The organism is Pyrofollis japonicus (assembly GCF_033097485.1).
GTDB lineage: Archaea > Thermoproteota > Thermoprotei_A > Sulfolobales > Pyrodictiaceae > Pyrofollis > Pyrofollis japonicus.
Genome location: NZ_AP028634.1, coordinates 245,853 through 261,222 on the forward strand (window position 1 = coordinate 245,853; position 15,370 = coordinate 261,222).

At 53.7% G+C, this 15,370-nt stretch carries 15 protein-coding genes; 11 read left to right on the plus strand and 4 right to left on the minus strand.

Annotated features, from left to right (window positions below):
* Positions 1-13: 13 nt before the first annotated feature.
* Positions 14-505 (minus strand): hypothetical protein, encoded by a 492-nt coding sequence (locus SBG41_RS01250; protein ID WP_317895729.1) that lies wholly within the window; start codon positions 503-505, stop codon positions 14-16.
* A gap of 206 nt (positions 506-711) precedes the next feature.
* On the opposite strand from SBG41_RS01250, the gene SBG41_RS01255 reads away from it, so the two are divergent.
* A complete protein-coding gene (locus SBG41_RS01255; protein WP_317895730.1) occupies positions 712-1,563 on the plus strand; it encodes a M48 family metalloprotease in 852 nt (283 codons plus the stop codon).
* A gap of 109 nt (positions 1,564-1,672) precedes the next feature.
* On the opposite strand, the gene SBG41_RS01260 is transcribed toward SBG41_RS01255, so the two are convergent.
* Together SBG41_RS01260 and SBG41_RS01265 are read right to left on the minus strand one after the other, a co-directional pair.
* Positions 1,673-2,038 (minus strand): hypothetical protein, encoded by a 366-nt coding sequence (locus tag SBG41_RS01260; RefSeq protein WP_317895731.1) that lies wholly within the window; start codon positions 2,036-2,038, stop codon positions 1,673-1,675.
* A gap of 60 nt (positions 2,039-2,098) precedes the next feature.
* Positions 2,099-2,233 (minus strand): hypothetical protein, encoded by a 135-nt coding sequence (locus tag SBG41_RS01265; protein ID WP_317895732.1) that lies wholly within the window; start codon positions 2,231-2,233, stop codon positions 2,099-2,101.
* Between the two features lie 235 nt (positions 2,234-2,468).
* Between SBG41_RS01265 and SBG41_RS01270 the strand changes: the two genes are divergently transcribed.
* The 9 genes from SBG41_RS01270 (at position 2,469) to SBG41_RS01310 (ending at position 13,397) form a co-directional block, all read left to right on the plus strand.
* Positions 2,469-3,845, plus strand: a complete 1,377-nt coding sequence (locus SBG41_RS01270; protein WP_397470771.1) for a BMP family protein — start codon at positions 2,469-2,471, stop codon at positions 3,843-3,845.
* Positions 3,846-3,979: 134 nt separating this feature from the next.
* Complete coding sequence (locus SBG41_RS01275; RefSeq protein ID WP_397470772.1) at positions 3,980-5,473, plus strand: ABC transporter ATP-binding protein; 1,494 nt, start codon at positions 3,980-3,982, stop codon at positions 5,471-5,473.
* Positions 5,460-6,590 carry an ABC transporter permease gene (locus SBG41_RS01280; RefSeq protein ID WP_317895735.1) on the plus strand — a complete coding sequence of 377 codons (1,131 nt, stop codon included), beginning with the start codon at positions 5,460-5,462 and terminating at the stop codon, positions 6,588-6,590. Before SBG41_RS01275 ends, SBG41_RS01280 begins: the two co-directional genes overlap by 14 nt.
* Before the next feature lie 4 nt (positions 6,591-6,594).
* Positions 6,595-7,497: an ABC transporter permease gene (locus tag SBG41_RS01285; RefSeq protein WP_317895736.1), complete on the plus strand. Its 903-nt coding sequence runs from the start codon at positions 6,595-6,597 to the stop codon at positions 7,495-7,497.
* A gap of 110 nt (positions 7,498-7,607) precedes the next feature.
* A complete protein-coding gene (locus tag SBG41_RS01290; protein WP_317895737.1) occupies positions 7,608-8,417 on the plus strand; it encodes a tRNA (adenine-N1)-methyltransferase in 810 nt (269 codons plus the stop codon).
* A gap of 208 nt (positions 8,418-8,625) precedes the next feature.
* Entirely contained in the window at positions 8,626-10,347 is a 1,722-nt protein-coding gene (locus SBG41_RS01295) for an extracellular solute-binding protein (RefSeq protein ID WP_317895738.1), read from the plus strand.
* Positions 10,348-10,369: 22 nt separating this feature from the next.
* Positions 10,370-11,311 carry a carbohydrate ABC transporter permease gene (locus SBG41_RS01300; protein ID WP_317895739.1) on the plus strand — a complete coding sequence of 314 codons (942 nt, stop codon included), beginning with the start codon at positions 10,370-10,372 and terminating at the stop codon, positions 11,309-11,311.
* The gene (locus SBG41_RS01305; protein WP_317895740.1) at positions 11,311-12,279 is read left to right on the plus strand and encodes a carbohydrate ABC transporter permease; all 969 of its coding nucleotides are present in this window, start codon (positions 11,311-11,313) and stop codon (positions 12,277-12,279) included. The genes SBG41_RS01300 and SBG41_RS01305 overlap by 1 nt, the downstream gene beginning before the upstream one ends.
* Positions 12,279-13,397 carry an ABC transporter ATP-binding protein gene (locus tag SBG41_RS01310; protein ID WP_317895741.1) on the plus strand — a complete coding sequence of 373 codons (1,119 nt, stop codon included), beginning with the start codon at positions 12,279-12,281 and terminating at the stop codon, positions 13,395-13,397. Before SBG41_RS01305 ends, SBG41_RS01310 begins: the two co-directional genes overlap by 1 nt.
* A gap of 108 nt (positions 13,398-13,505) precedes the next feature.
* On the opposite strand, the gene SBG41_RS01315 is transcribed toward SBG41_RS01310, so the two are convergent.
* The gene (locus SBG41_RS01315) at positions 13,506-14,552 is read right to left on the minus strand and encodes a DHH family phosphoesterase (protein ID WP_317895742.1); all 1,047 of its coding nucleotides are present in this window, start codon (positions 14,550-14,552) and stop codon (positions 13,506-13,508) included.
* A 212-nt stretch (positions 14,553-14,764) separates the two neighbouring features.
* Here SBG41_RS01315 and SBG41_RS01320 point away from each other — a divergent pair, with 212 nt between their 5' ends.
* On the plus strand, positions 14,765-15,214 hold the full coding sequence (locus SBG41_RS01320) for a universal stress protein (RefSeq protein WP_317895743.1): 450 nt from the start codon (positions 14,765-14,767) through the stop codon (positions 15,212-15,214).
* Positions 15,215-15,370: the final 156 nt, after the last annotated feature.

Below are 15,370 nucleotides of genomic sequence, written 5' to 3' on the forward strand. Positions count from 1 at the left end.
GTAGGATAAGATCCTACTGAGTTTCCCCTGTCTTTGACTTTAGCCTCTTTATCACCGACTCGGCTAGCCTGGCGTGCTTCTTCTCCTCCTCAACAAGCAGCTCCAACAGCTTTCTAAGAGTGGTCCCAGGCTCGGCTAGGGGAACCAGGTCCTCGTAACTTGATTGTGCAAGCTTCTCCATGCTAATATGTGTCTCAACCATTTCTAGTACACGCTTCGCTTCCTCGGGGCCAGGCTTGTAGAGCAAGAGGTCGCGGGCAAACATGATCGTCGAGGTAATCGCCCTCATGAGCGCCCACGCTATTTCACGGTGAACTATACTGTCAAAGGCTATGAGGAAGAGCTCCCACTTCGCGTGCTCATCTCTACAAGCCTTAGCCATGTCTCGGTAAGCCTTAGCCTCACACATCTCGTCTAAAGCAATCCCTTCAAGCATCTTCTTCATTTGCTCTAGCTGTGCTATCAGCTTCTCGATTCGCTCCTCGAGAGAAGCCGGGCTCGACATAGAAGAACCCTCCAAACCCTACCTAGAGGAGGCTATGACGAGTATTTAAGCGCGACTATGTAGTCCTTGGAGGCCCGCCACTTATTAGTATCTCGGAACACACTAGCATCGCACGAGGCAGGTAATAATTAAAGGACACAGATTGCCCTAGTAATTACCCGACTTAGCGGCGACATAAGGGGAGTCCCGGAGGTTCCGCAGCCAAATTGAGCAAAGCACTATTAGCTGTCATCGTTGCCGCCGGGTTAGCTGGCCCAGGGCTCTACGTTGCAACCGTTAACGGCCCTGTAGACAAGATGTGGAAGAGGCTTAGGCTTCTACTCTTCTACGGGCTCGGAGGCTCCGCGCTACTCGCCCTCGTCGCCGGATGGATGGATCTCGAGACCCTCCTCGTGAGCCTCGTAACCCTTGTCGCTGCTTTCCTTGTTGCCCACGTATTCCTCGAGACAAGGAGCAGGGATGCCGCCGTAGGGCTCGGCGACGAAGTCGTCCGGGTAAGGGTTTTGAAGAATAGGGGCTTCGCAGCATTCAGCTTCACTGGGACCGGCAAGATATATTTATCGGAGTCCCTGCTCAACGTGTTTGACCCTGCCCAGATTGCTGCGATAGTGATGCACGAGAAGGGACACTCTGAAGCACTTCGCCCACTAACACCCCAGGCCGCGAGCACTGTACTGATCCTCTCGAGCGTGGCAATACTTCTAGGAATGATCAATCTAGTGACGCTAGGAGGCTTTATTGGAATAGTTGAGGCGGTAGCTATGTTCCTAGCAGAGTGGGGCTTCTGGGTGACCTATAGCTGGGCCTGGGAGAGCCTCGCAGACATCTATTCCGTGAGAAGGGTCGGAGCAGCAGCTATCTCGGCCCTCGCAAATATGACTAACGAAGTGCCTGCAAAGCCTACTCTGAAGAGCGTCTACAGAGACTTTGTCGCGGCTCTGCGTCTTCGCCGCGTACCGGGAGGCGTATTCCTCGCAAACCCTCATCCGAGGCCCGCTTACAGACTCTACGTCATGATGCGAGTACATGCAGAGAGCAAACAGCCGGTACTCAATTAGCCTAGCAGAGAACCGGGAAACACAGTACATAAACCAACTCTTTCCATGCCATACTGTGAAGCTATGTTATCTAGATCTTTTACGCTAAAAACGAGTCCCAACATACTGCTTATGCGATTTCGTAGGCGGGGCGCGGTGCAAACTTGACGCGGGCCGGGCCTAGTAGAGCCTCTGCAGCAGACAACGCCTCCTCGCCCCAGTACTCGCCCAGGGGGCCTGCGAGCCAGGCACCGAACACAGTTCCATCAAGCACTACGAGGCCGAGCCGGTGCCCAGTGCCGTACTTTACGCATACGAAGCCCGTGAAGCGCTTCTCCACGAGTTCTTTACCCAGGTAGTCGAATACCCAGCCATCTATCTCCTCTTCTACCCCGGCCCCCTTGCAGGCGAAGCGGGCCTCTTCGTCGAGGGGTAGGCTTAGAAGACCAGTGTCTATGCCGGTACTTTTTGTCCTAACCTCTACTACCGCAGCCATGCCCAGACACCGGAAGAGGTCTATGCATGGAAGAGGGAGAAGCCCCGGAGGGGGCAATAGCTAGCCCAGTATTACCAGATACTCTTCCCCGGAACAATAGGCAGGGTATAACCCGTAACCAGGATGAGCTAAGGCCGCTTCGAGGAGAGCCTTAACGAGTATTTGCTCGCTGCGAAAAGTAGCAGCGTCAGCCAACCCGGCTTACGCCATCAGCGCCTCACTGGGCGCCTCGGTCCGGGGTTCGCTTCCGGCGCGTTCATCACTTCACTAGTAGTCTTTGGTCTCCACACGCCTCTTATAAGGATGCCCGAGGCAGGGGCTTAGGCATATTACTTCCGCGATAAGGGATTGCTTACGTGGTTCAAGCTGTAAGAACTATTTTTCTAGCCGTGCCTTTGCACTCTATCACGCGAGAGAGGTATAGCGGGGGATATACGTTATGAATAAGACTGCTATTATAAGCGCAATTATCCTCATCATTATTATCGCAGGCGTGGCTGTGTACTATGCCTCAAAGGGCGGCGGCAAGACAACCACTACGAGTACACCAAGTGTGTCGGCCACCGCCTCTCCCACGGCAACCGGCGCAACTAGCACACCCCAGACCAGCAGCCCAGCCTCCACTACCGCCCCGGCCACAACTACTGCCGCAGGTGAGCGTAACGAGGTCTGTGTCGTATACGATATCGGTGGTAGAGGAGACCTAAGCTTCAACGACATGGCGTACCTGGGTGCAAGCAAGGCGGCTAAGGACTTCGGCCTCAAGCTGAAAGAGGTTCAGAGTACAAGCGAGTCAGACTATCTCCCCAATCTGAGGACGCTGGCGAAGAGCAAGAAGTGTGCAGTTATAGTCGCGGTGGGCTTCCTCATGACTGACGCCGTTAAGAAGGTTGCCGACGAGTACCCTGACCAGCTATTCGCTATAATAGACGGCTACATCCCGGACAAGCCTAACGTTCTAAGCGTGTTGTTCAAGGAGCATGAAGGCAGCGCCATAGTCGGCGCCCTGGCCGGCATGGTGGCGCATCATTACAAGTGCAAGGCTGTAGGCGTAGTGCTTGGAATGGAGATACCGGTTCTCTACAAGTTCGAGGCCGGCTACTACTGGGGCATAAGGTATGGAGAGAAGATATACGAACAACACACTGGCGAGAAGGTTCAGCCACTAAGAATACTCTACACGTATACAGGTGCCTTCAACGACCCAGCACGCGGCAAGACCGCTACTGAGGCACAGCTAGCTAACGGCGCCTGCATCGTCTACAACGTTGCTGGCGCGACCGGCCTAGGCATCTTCGAGGCAGTAGAGGAGGCTGCGAAGAAGCAGGGCAGGGACATGGGCCCGCCATTCGCGATAGGCGTTGACAGCGACCAGGACTGGATCAAGCCAGGCTTCATAATCGCGAGCATGATGAAGAGGGTTGACGTTGGTGTATATACTGCTGTGAAGAGGGCCCTAGACTACTATGCAGGCAAGGTGACAAAGTACGGCGGTATACTCGAGCTAGGCCTCGCCGAAGGCGGCGTCGGGATGAGCCGCCTAGAGGACCTAGAAACCTTCCTAGAGATCGGTGTACAGGCTGGAAAGATAAAGCCAGAGCAGAAGCAAGAGATCTACGAGAAGGTCAAGAAGATGAGAGAGCAAATACCGCAGTGGATCTGGGACGAGGCCTACAAGCTACAAGACACGCTTAAGACGAACAAGGACCTAGAGGTCTATGGCGTGAAGTTCAGCGACATAGAGAAGATGATACCGCTAGACAGCAAAGAGATAGCGAAGCTCAGAGAGATCTTCAAGGTAGGATAAGGCCTCTTCTAGTCCATACCGAGGAATCGGGTTACCAAGCACTTTTTTACCTAATAGCTCATTTTCCTTATTTTGGCACTTATCACCGACAGGTTGCGAGGGCCTTGGAGGACGCCAAGAACCCTATAGTGCTTATGAAGAGTATTGTCAAGATTTACCCAGATGGTACTGTCGCGCTCCGAGGCGTAGACCTAGCCATATATCACGGGGAGATTCTCGGCCTCCTAGGCGAGAACGGTGCAGGAAAGACAACGCTGATGAAGATTCTCTCCGGGTTTCTTCGCCCCACTCGTGGAGAAATATATCTACGGGGGCGGAAGGTCTCATTTCATTCCGCGGCCGATGCCCTCAGCAAGGGTATCGGGATGGTGCACCAGCACCTAGCACTTGTACCTGTCTTTACTGGGTATGAGAACATAGTTCTCGGGCTCAAGATCAAGGGGGATGCGCGGCGGGAGATTGAGAAGCTCATGGAGGAGACAGGGCTCCGTGTCCGCCTCGATGTGCCGGTTGAGCAGCTGTCTTTCGGCGAGAGGCAAAGGATAGAGATACTTCGTATGCTTCTCCGTAGAGTCGATATATTGATCCTCGACGAGCCCACGACTAACCTCACACCGCTCGAGACCAAGGTCTTGTTCCAGGCGTTGAGGAGGCTCCGGAATAGCGGGAAATCAGTGATATTCATTACCCATAAGCTTAGAGAGGTCTTGGAGATAGCTGACCGCATAGTAGTCATGAGGAGGGGGAGGGTTGTAGGCGAGGTTCCACGAGAGAAGGCAGAGCCTCGCATGCTTGCCCGGATGATGGTTGGCAAAGAGGTTTTCCTACGTATTGAGAAGCCTCCGGCCAAGCCGGGTAAGCCAGTACTAAGGGTCGTTGACCTATGGGTGAGAAGTGATACTGGCGCGTGGGCCGTGAAGGGTGTGAGCTTCGAGGTGAGGATGGGCGAAATCTTCGGCATCGCCGGGGTCGAGGGCAATGGACAGGCCGAGCTAGTGCAAGCCATCACGGGGCTGAGGAGGGTTGAGAAGGGCAAAGTATTCTTAATGAATGTTGACGTCACTAACAAGGAGCCTGGCGAGCTGTACAAGCTAGGAGTAGCCCATATACCCGAGGATAGGCGTGCAATGGGCCTCGTCCTCGACATGAGTGTTGCGGAGAACAGTGTGCTCGGGATGCATCGCTGGGAGCAGTTCCGCGGCAAAGCTGGCGCAATAAGGTGGAGGAGCGTCTACGACCATGCAAGGAAGATTATTGAGGAGTACGAGGTTGTAGCCCCGAGCCTGCGCAGCCCCGTGCGCTATCTTAGCGGTGGTAACCAGCAGAAGCTGCTGGCTGGAAGAGAGCTTTCCAAGAACCCGCGGCTAATAGTCGCTGCCCAGCCAACGAGAGGCTTGGACGTAGCTGCCACCGAGTATATCCGTAAGCTGCTCGTTGACTTGCGCACGAAGGGGCACGCTGTCCTACTAGTCTCCGCTGATACCGATGAGGTTCTACAGCTCAGCGACCGGGTGGCAGTAATGTATGATGGACGTTTCACTGCTGTAACACGCCCCGAGGAGCTCACAGAGGAGAAGCTCGGCCTCCTAATGGGCGGTATGGAGGTAAAGGGTCTTGGCTCAAGCTGAAAGGCTGGAGGTTTCTCGGACAAGGCTCCCTGAATGGCTCGTGGAGGGCCTCCTTAGGCTAGGAGAGAGCGTTATCGCGCTACTCGTAGGCCTCTTGGTAGGAGCAATCATTATGTATCTCAGCGGCTACGATGCTGTAGAGGCATATAAGAGCCTCTTCGGCATGAGCCTCTTCGATAGCTACGGGCTTACGGGGACTCTCAGCTTCACGGCGCCAATAATGCTAACGGGTATAACTTTTGCCGTCGGCGTTAGGGCCGGTCTCTTCAACATAGGAGCCGAGGGCCAACTCTACATGGGCGCTCTCGGCGCCGTACTTGTCGCCTGGCTTGCTACCTATAAGATCCGATTGCTGGATAGTGTCTTAGGTACCCTCTTCGCCTATACTATAGGGGTTGTACTTGCACTTGTCTGGGCCTACATAGCTGGCATATTGAAGGTTAAGAGAGGAGTTCACGAAGTTGTATCAACAATAATGCTGAACTGGATAGCGTTTTGGATAGTCGAGTACTTCCGCGTCTACGTCGTCTATAACCCAGAGGACCCCTCCAAGACGATAAGTGTCCCCACGCATGCGAGGCTTCCACTACTAGTCCCAGATACGGAGCTCTCAGCGACAATAATAGTATCAATACTGTTCTCGTTATTCGTCTACTACTTGCTATGGTACACTGTTACCGGCTACGAGCTCCGAGCCGCCGGGCTTAACCCGTTGGCTGCCCGCTACGCCGGCATAAAGACCGAGAAGGCCATAATGATCTCGTTCCTTGTAGGCGGAATAGCATCAGGCCTAGCTGGCGCCGGCGAGGTCCTGGGGAGGCCGCCTCACTACGCTATTACGACTGGGCTGAGCAACCTCTACGGCCTAGGATTCGACGGCATAACGGTCGCACTGATAGGGGCCAATCACCCTATCGGGATAATATTCGCAGCAATTCTTGTCGGTGCACTCAAGTCCGGTGCACGCTACATGCAAATCTATGCAGGAGTTCCGCTCGAAATGGTGAGAGTCGTTGAAGGCGTCATCATAGTCGCCCTAGCCGTTCCCGGAACCCTCCGCATGCTCCGCGAATACCTACGCAGGAGGAGAGAGCTAGCCGAGCTACAAAAGGGGTGAAACCATGGATGCACACACTGCTTGGCTCTTCACACTAAGCACCCTCGACGCGATGACCCCCATACTCTTGACCGCGCTAGGCGAAATACTGGCTGAGAGAGCCGGCATAGTCAACATCGGCCTCGAAGGCATAATAATGCTCGGCGCAATGGTAGGAGTCATGGCGGCTGAGGCCGTCCATAATCCGCTCAGCCCGCTTATAGGGCTCCTAGCAGGCCTAGGAATAGGAGCGGCGATAGGACTACTCCACGCAGCGCTAACAGCGTACCTTAAGGGCGACCACATAATACCGGGCGTCGGTATCAACACGTTAGCCCTGGGACTAGTGCCGTTCATGCTCATAGTCTATTGGCACAGCGCTGGCCAGCACCAGGTATACAATTATGCACGCGTTCCGAGGATTGGCGGCATAAGCCCTGTAACAATCTTCGCGCTGATCCTGGCCCCCATCATGTGGTACATATTGTTTAGGACAAGCATCGGCCTCACCATTAGAAGTGTCGGCGAGAACCCCGAAGCAGCAGACACTGTTGGAATACACGTTGAAAGAGTACAAGCCATTGCAACAATCATAGGAGCTTCCCTTGCAGGCCTCGCGGGTGCATTCATGAGCCTTGACTGGCTGTCAACGCTTACCAAGGAGATAGCGGCTGGAAGAGGCTTCATAGCCCTAGCCTTAGTAGTTTTCAGCGACTGGAACCCGCTAAGAGCACTAGGAGGAGCCGCGCTCTTCGGCTTCTTCGACGTGCTACGAGAATGGGTCAAGATAATGCCCTCCGTGAAGGCAGTTGTACCCGACACACTGCTCAACACAATCCCCTACATAGTCACGCTGGCAGCTGTTGCAGGAGTCCTAGGCAGGGTAAGACCACCGCGACACGTAGGCCAGCCCTATAAGAGGGAATAAGGATCCAAGACACACAGCGCTCTTTTCTAAGCGCTTTTTGTTAACCATAAATGGTTCTTACGTCTATTTTTCCTCCTAGCCAGCACCTAGAGCCAGAGAGGGATAGCGGCTTGGCCGAGGAGTGCTGCGTCGACACAGTCTGTGAAGGTTGCCCCGTGCTGCTCTACATAGATGAGCGTAGACGCTTCATATTCCGTGTCCGCAGGGGCGGCACCACTGGCAGCGATCGCGGAGTACTTCGCCATGACGACGTAATAGGGCTCCGATACGGGTCGTGGGTCAAGCTCAGCAGCGGCATCAAGGCGCTCGTCATGAGGCCAAGGCTTGTCGATTACATGGAGCGAGGGCTAAGGAGGAAGACCCAAGTAATATACCCCAAGGATCACGGCTTCATCGCCATGCTCTTAGACCTTAAGCCGGGCATGAGGATTCTCGAGATAGGCGTTGGAAGCGGCTTTACGACTGCTTTCCTAGCACAGATTGTTGGAGAGCAAGGACACGTCTATGGCTATGAAAAGCGTAGAGACAACTTAGAGATAGCTAAGAAGAATCTTGAGAAACTAGGACTCTTGGAAAGGGTTACGCTCAAGCATCGTGACGCGAGAGAAGGCATTGATGAGAAGAACATAGACGCGGCTGTTATCGACATGCCTGACCCCTGGGCTGTTCTTAGACACCTTCACGAGGCTCTGAGGCCGAGTGCGGGGGTAGTGTTCTTCCTCCCTGCCGCTAATCAGGTTCAGCGCCTCCTCCTAAGCATGAGGCTTCGTGGTGGATGGGGCAATATAGGCGTGTATGAGGTGCTTGTCCGGAGCTATGAGCCATTCGGGGACGCGTTTCGACCACAAACAACTATGATCGCGCATACAGGTTATCTCGTGCACGCTGTGCGCGTAGAGCCTATGGACCAGTATCGCTAATCTATTAGCCTATAGTATAAACAATACATTGACATAAATTATCCCTATAGTGCTATTTCTAGACCCCTATTGTACTATTATTGCTATTCACTGAGATTACCCTATTTGCGACGCCATGGAGTAATATTTTAATAGAAGCGGCCTTCACTATACTTCTAAGTGGATTTAGAACCGGTTCTAGAGCCTTATGTAGAGAGGTGAGAAAGGCATGGCTTCTCGCACCGCGTGGATAGTTGCAACCATAGTCATTATATTAATCATCGCGGGCGCCGCATGGTACTATGCCGCAAAGGGCGGAAAAGGTACACAGACAACTACAGCAACTTCTAGCCCGGCGCCGAGCACAACAGCACCGCAGACAACATCTACTCCAACAACGTCGGCTGCCCCGGCCAAGCCGGAGCTTACTGGCAACATCGAGAAGGACATTGTCTCTATAGCAAAGTACCTTGCTGCCCAAGGAATCCACCAGGTAGAGTTCAGAGTCGCCAGCGCGGGTGACCCCAACAGCGTTATGAGAGTATATGCTATCAGTGAGGCCGCCTACCGGCTCAACAAGATCGTTGAGAGCAAGGGCATCGACTTCAAGATAGTGATTAAGACGGAGTTTAGGAGAGGCGGCGGCGACAAGCTTGCACAGGACTTCGAGACAGGGTTCCAGGCCAACAAGAACCCAGACATCATGGCCAACAGCTACAAGTGGATAGCGAGATTCGCTGAGGAGGGCTACATACTCGACATAACGCCCTACGTTGAAAAGTACAGCGAGTTCATCAAGGACTTCTATCCGAGCCTACTCAACGCTGTCAAGTGGAAGGGCAAGTACTATGGCCTCCCACAGGACACGGAGGCAAGACCTCTCTACTGGCGCACCGATGTAGCACAGTGCATTAAGGAGAAGACCGGTGAGGACATACTCGCCAACCTCTACGATAAGGTGAAGAGCGGAGAAGTCACTTGGCACGAAGTATACAAGTACGCCAAGCTAGCTGTCGAGAACAAGTGTTCGCAGTGGGGCGTACTACACAGAAAGGGTAGTGCACACCCAGACCTCATACAGTTCATATTCGCATTCGGCGGCCAGCTAGAGGACCCTGCTACGGGCAAGCTAGTAGTAGACGTTCCTGCTGTGTATAAGTGGCTCTACGTTGAGTGGAAGATGGCCAGAGACGGCCTAATCCCGAAGGACATGATGAGCTGGGACTGGGCTAAGCAAATACACCCAGCAGTAGTCTGTGGTAAGACTCTCATCTGGATAGGTGGTACCTGGCACTGGACAGAGTGGCAGACAAAGCCATACTGTAACGGCAGGCCCCTGACCGCCGAGGAGGTAAAGAGGTACTTCTACTACACCTTGTTCCCGGCAGGTGATCATGGAGACAAGCCGGTGACGCTCAGTCAGCCATTCGTATGGATGATAGCGAGCAATGCTGGAAAGGACAACAAGGACTACGCTAAATACAAGGATGTATACCACATGATAGCGTTCCTGCTAATAGTGAAAGCTAGCGACCCAGACCTAGTAGCGATACACAGCATTATCAGCGCACACCTACCAGTAACCAAGAAGGCAGCAGAGCTAATCAACGACAAGGCATGGGTACAGAAGCTAGCCAACCTAGAGATAGAGCTAAGCCCCGAGGTAAAGAACGCCATAGCCGACATAGTGAAGAAGACTGTTAACGACATAAACGTTGAGTTCCTTGCCAATGCTAGCAAGCTACTAGAATACACAAAGCTAACACCAATGCACCCACTATACCCGAAGCTAGCCGACATCTTCCGCGACGCAGTAGACAAGGTGCTCCGTGGCGAGATGACGCCAGACAAGGCAGTCGAGTACATCATCAGCAAGGTTAAAGCCGACCCCGAGCTAAGCAAGGCAACAGAGATCAAGGGCGAGATACCGACGAACTGGCAATACCCTTAGCCCTAGATAGGAGGGCTACATAATGGCGGACAGCGAGAGGATTAAGCAAATACTGTTTTTCCTCTCCCCGGCCCTAGCTCTCGTCGTAGTCTTCTACATAATACCTCTCATCCTTGCAGTATATCTTGGTTTCACTCCTCTCCGCGACTGGAATCTGAAAGCCTATATGGGCAAATTTACTACCCAGAGCTACGAGTACTTATTTTACCTCGTGACGCACGACCCCGACGTAAGCAAAGTCGTCAAAACCACGATAGTATTTACCTCGGCCACGCTCATCGTAAACGTGCTCGGAGGCCTCCTCTTAGCACTAGCAGCGTTCTTCATGGAGGAATCGGTCTCGCTCACGTATCGCAGCCTGTGGCTTCTCCCAAGGCTTACACCAGTTGCCGTATACTCGCTCCTATGGTACTACTTCTTCCTAGGGAGCGGTGAGGGGACGCTTAACAGCCTCCTCCTACGCCTAGGCCTAATAGACCACCCGATCGCATGGGGTACTGATCCCTCCCTTCAGCCAGCCGGTACGTGGCTCATACTCATAGTTGTGAACGGTTTTGTCGGCGTCAGCTTCGGGATGATAATCTTCTATAGTGCCTTGAAGAGCATACCGCGCGAACAGATAATAGCGGCAAGGATTGATGGGGCAAACACGTTTCAGCTTATTCGGCGCATACTGCTACCACAAATAAGGTGGCACCTCGTATACGTTACTATCTGGCAGCTACTCAGCCTACTAACGACGTTCGCACACATCTTTTTGCTGACAGAGTGGGGTGTGGTAGACCGCTGGTGGGGTACAACCTGGGCGCTCTACGTCTTTAACGAGGCCTTTAGCGCCGGGGAGCAAGGCGTCGCAGCGGCTGCTGCAACGATACTAGTGGCGATAGGAGCTGTGCTCGGCCTCCTCTCGCTGAGGCTGCTTGGGTTCAAGAAGATGATGCAGGAGCCGCGGGGTGAGATATGATGAGCCTTGCCTCGATTCTTGGAAGGGTACGTCGGGGGAGGAAAGAAGCAGTAGCAGAGACTATAGTGTACCATGATGTGGAGACGATATCTCGTAGACGCATGACGCTGTTACTAGCAACCATCCTTGGCCTCATCAGCCTCCCCCTCGTAATGATATATCTCTTGCTAGTCTTGTCTAGCTTTGCAGACCACATGCTCTCAGGCCCTGACATATTCACTGCAAAGTATAGTCTCGAGAACTGGAGACTGCTCTTCGAGGGCAGGCTTGAGCCCGCTGCTGCGCCACTCTATACTTTCTGGGACCTCGTAAAGATAATCATAAACACGCTAGTTGTTGCAGCCGGGGTAGCTGCAGTCGTCGTCGTTGCCAGTACTCTCGCGGGGTATGCTTTCTCGCGTATGAGGTTCAAGTGGAGGCGCGGGCTCATGGAGTTCCTCATACTCCTCCACGCTTTTCCAGGCGTAGCTCTGCTTATTGCTGTGTACGCTATCTATGTCTGGAGCCTGCAGCTGGTTCCAAAGAATGTGCTCACTAGCTACCAGTTCCTCTTCACTATACTGGCTAGGGCCTCGCTCGAGATACCTATGAGCATCTGGCTCATGAAGGGATTCTTCGACAAGATCCCGTGGGAGGTTGAGTGGAGCGCGCTCGTTGACGGAGCGTCCCGCATAAAGACTTGGTGGAAGATCCTCCTACCACAGGTTAAGCCAGGCATAGCCGCGCTATCGATTTTCGCGTTCCTTGCTGGATGGGAGGACCTAATCTATGTCCACGTCTTCCTATACGTCGCTGGCGGGATAAAGACGTTGGCAACATTCATAGAGGAGACAATAGGGAACATTGAGACAGCTTACCTCCCCATAGCAGCAGCCGCCGGAACACTATACCTCCTTCCCACGCTCCTCTTCTTTATCTTCACTCAAAGACTCCTACTCGAAACAATGAGCGGAGGGGTGAAAGGGTAATGGTCGAAGTAGTCCTCGAGAACATTACTAAGCGCTTCGGAAAAGTAGTCGCAGTAGACAATATCTCCCTACGCTTCCCCGACGCAAGGTTCTCCGTCCTCCTGGGCCCAAGCGGTTCAGGCAAGACGACGCTACTCTACCTCATCGCAGGCATCTATAAGCCCACAAGCGGGCGCATATACTTCGGTGACCGCGACGTAACGGATCTACCGCCGGGCAAGCGGAACATAGGCCTAGTCTTCCAGAACTATGCCCTCTACCCCCACATGACTGTCTACGACAACATAGCTTTTCCACTTAGGCTCAGAAAGGCACCAGAGTCAAAGATAGATTCAAAAGTCCACGAGGTCGCCAAGCTCCTCCACATAGAGGAGCTTCTTGACCGTTATCCGGCTCAGCTCAGCGGCGGCCAGCAACAAAGAGTAGCACTAGCAAGAGCACTCGTAAAGGAGCCCGAGGTGCTCTTGCTCGACGAGCCCCTTAGCAACCTTGACGCATTGCTACGCCTAATGATACGTGCTGAGCTCAAGAGGCTGCAGCGCGAATTAGAGATAACTACTATACACGTCACACATGACCAGGCAGAGGCCATGAGTCTAGCAGACATGGTTGTAGTGATAGACAAGGGCCGCGTGCAGCAAATAGGGAGCCCCGACGATGTCTACTATAGGCCGAAGAACCTCTTCGTAGCAGGCTTCATAGGCTCGCCTCCAGCAAACATGCTTCAAGGCAAAGTCGTTAGGGGAGAAACCGTTGCAATAGAGGTTGCAGGCTCAGTGGCCCCGGTGAGCGAGAAGTATGCAAAGATACTTGTGGAAGCTGGTCTCGAGGAGATTGTCGTCGCGTTTAGGCCTGAGCATGCCAAGCTCTCAGCAGAGCCTAGCCCAGGTGCGCTGAGCATTCGCGGCGAAGTATACGCGGTTGAGCCCCTGGGTAGAGAGACTCTCGTGACACTCATCGTTGCGGGCACGCCTGTCAAGGTCCTCACACCGCCGGAGGAGAGGCCTAGCAGCGGCGATAACTTGTACATAGTAGTACCCACTGAGAAGGTGATGCTGTTTGACCCGGAGACCGAGCTAAACCTTGAATACATAGCGGAGACTAAGATGCCGGACTAGCGCCGGGGACAGAGAGGCGAGCATGGTTGAGCAGGTTCAGAGACTGGGCAACTAGGGGGCTCGACCCGGTAAGCATCCTTGTAGCATATGCGCTTATTGTTTTCCTCGTTATTCTTTCCGCCTACTTTGTGTATAGGCGGTACCAGAGGGCACTGGGCCGAGGCTCTGGGATAAGCACTCCTTTGCCGCGTTCGCAACCATTCTCGCTATTTGCGCTGACCCCATTGTTGTTGATGGCCTAGGTGCTCCTGCGACGTTGCTGTGACCGCCTCCCCCGAGCTTTGCGGCGATGCAATCAGCTCTCAGCCTTCCCCACGTCTTTATGCTGAGCCCCTTCGGGTAGACTATTACAACTACGTCGGCTTTATCGGGCCCCGGGGTCGCTCCCAAGCGCTGGACGTCGCACGCGCTTGCTCTTGGAGGCGGGGTCACCACGGCAACCCTTATACCGTTAAAGGACTCTATTAGGACGCTTGTCTTCTCCCTTATTTCGCGATAATAGCTAGGCGCTTCCTTCTCGTAGATCTCTCTAGCCCAGTCGGGCCAGAGTTCGCCCCGGGAGAGGGATTGGGCCGCGCGCCTCAATCCCTCCCAGTCAAGGTAGCGGAGAACGAGCCTCCACTTGTCTGCGAGGCCGTAGGGGTCCTCGCTGCAAGAGTCATCGGCTCTCGCTATCTCGACTAGCTTCTTCGAAACCTCGTCGTTCCAGCATTCGGTGAGAAAGCATGCCAGTTCTGCTGTCACCTTGCTCCGGTCACGGATAACTATTACACCGTGCTTCTCAAGCACAGTCTCCACGTCCTCTTCCCACACATGGTGGTCTAGCCAGATGACGGACTTAGCATACTTCGCCAGAGTCGCTATGGCCTCTGCATCACCGCGGCCACGTGGCGACAGATCCGCAATGACTACGACCGTGCCCGGCTTACCCGCTGCGCCTTGAAGCGCCCTTTTAGCCATCGTGTAGAGGCCGCGGACCCCGGCAACGCTGTGAGCCACTTCCTTGCCCTTGGAGCGCGCCCACCGCATGATTATTGCTGCCGAGGATAAGCCATCAAGGTCTACATGGCTTACTACGTGTATCCTGGAACCAGACTCCAGCGCCTCGCGCGCCTTCCTAAACAGCTGCGCTTGCTCCTCCTCTCCCAGGGCCATTACACCCCTTACCCCTTCTCGGCACTTATGAGCAGGGAGAAGGGCCAATACTGCTTCTCGGGGCATCCAGCATAAACAGTACACCACTCATTTTCGGTAACAAGGAACGAGCCGAAACACGTCACGGAAAAATAGAGCGCAACTATCGAATTTAATCCGGCAAGGCACTTTTTACACCGTTTCAACCGCTCCTAGTATCCTGGGGACAACACATGGCTTATAGGAAAATACTCGTAGGATACGATGGCAGTGAGGCATCAAAAATAGCTGTAAGAAAAGCAGTGGATCTAGCCAAGCAGCTTGGAGCGAGGATTACCGTTGCAACTGTTCTTCCTCCCCCCGTAGTGTTCCTTGGCGAGTTGATGGTCCCGGAATCAGTAGATATTAGCACGCTAGAGGAGCCCGCAAAGAAGGAGCTTGAGAAGCTCATAGCAGAGATAAAGGAGACAACCGGGCTCAGCGAAGCAGACTACGCCGTCCTCATGGGAGACCCGGCAGAAGAGCTCGTACGCTACGCCGAGGAGAACGGCTACGATCTCATAGTTGTTGGTAGGCGGGGGAGAGGCGGAATAGAGAGACTCTTGCTAGGGAGTGTCTCGAGCAAGGTGGTCTCTATAAGCAAGAATATTGACGTCCTTGTGGTAGAGACTAGCAAGAAATAGCAACCCCGCACTGTTTAGATAGTCGACGCTGTGCCTAGAAAGGAGTACTGTCTACTCTTTTCTCTACATAGCGATGCCTTGTTAGCTCAGAGGAGAAGAGCACACGTTTTTGCCTTATCATAGAATTAGCTGCTTACCTTTTGCTGCGGTTGTGGT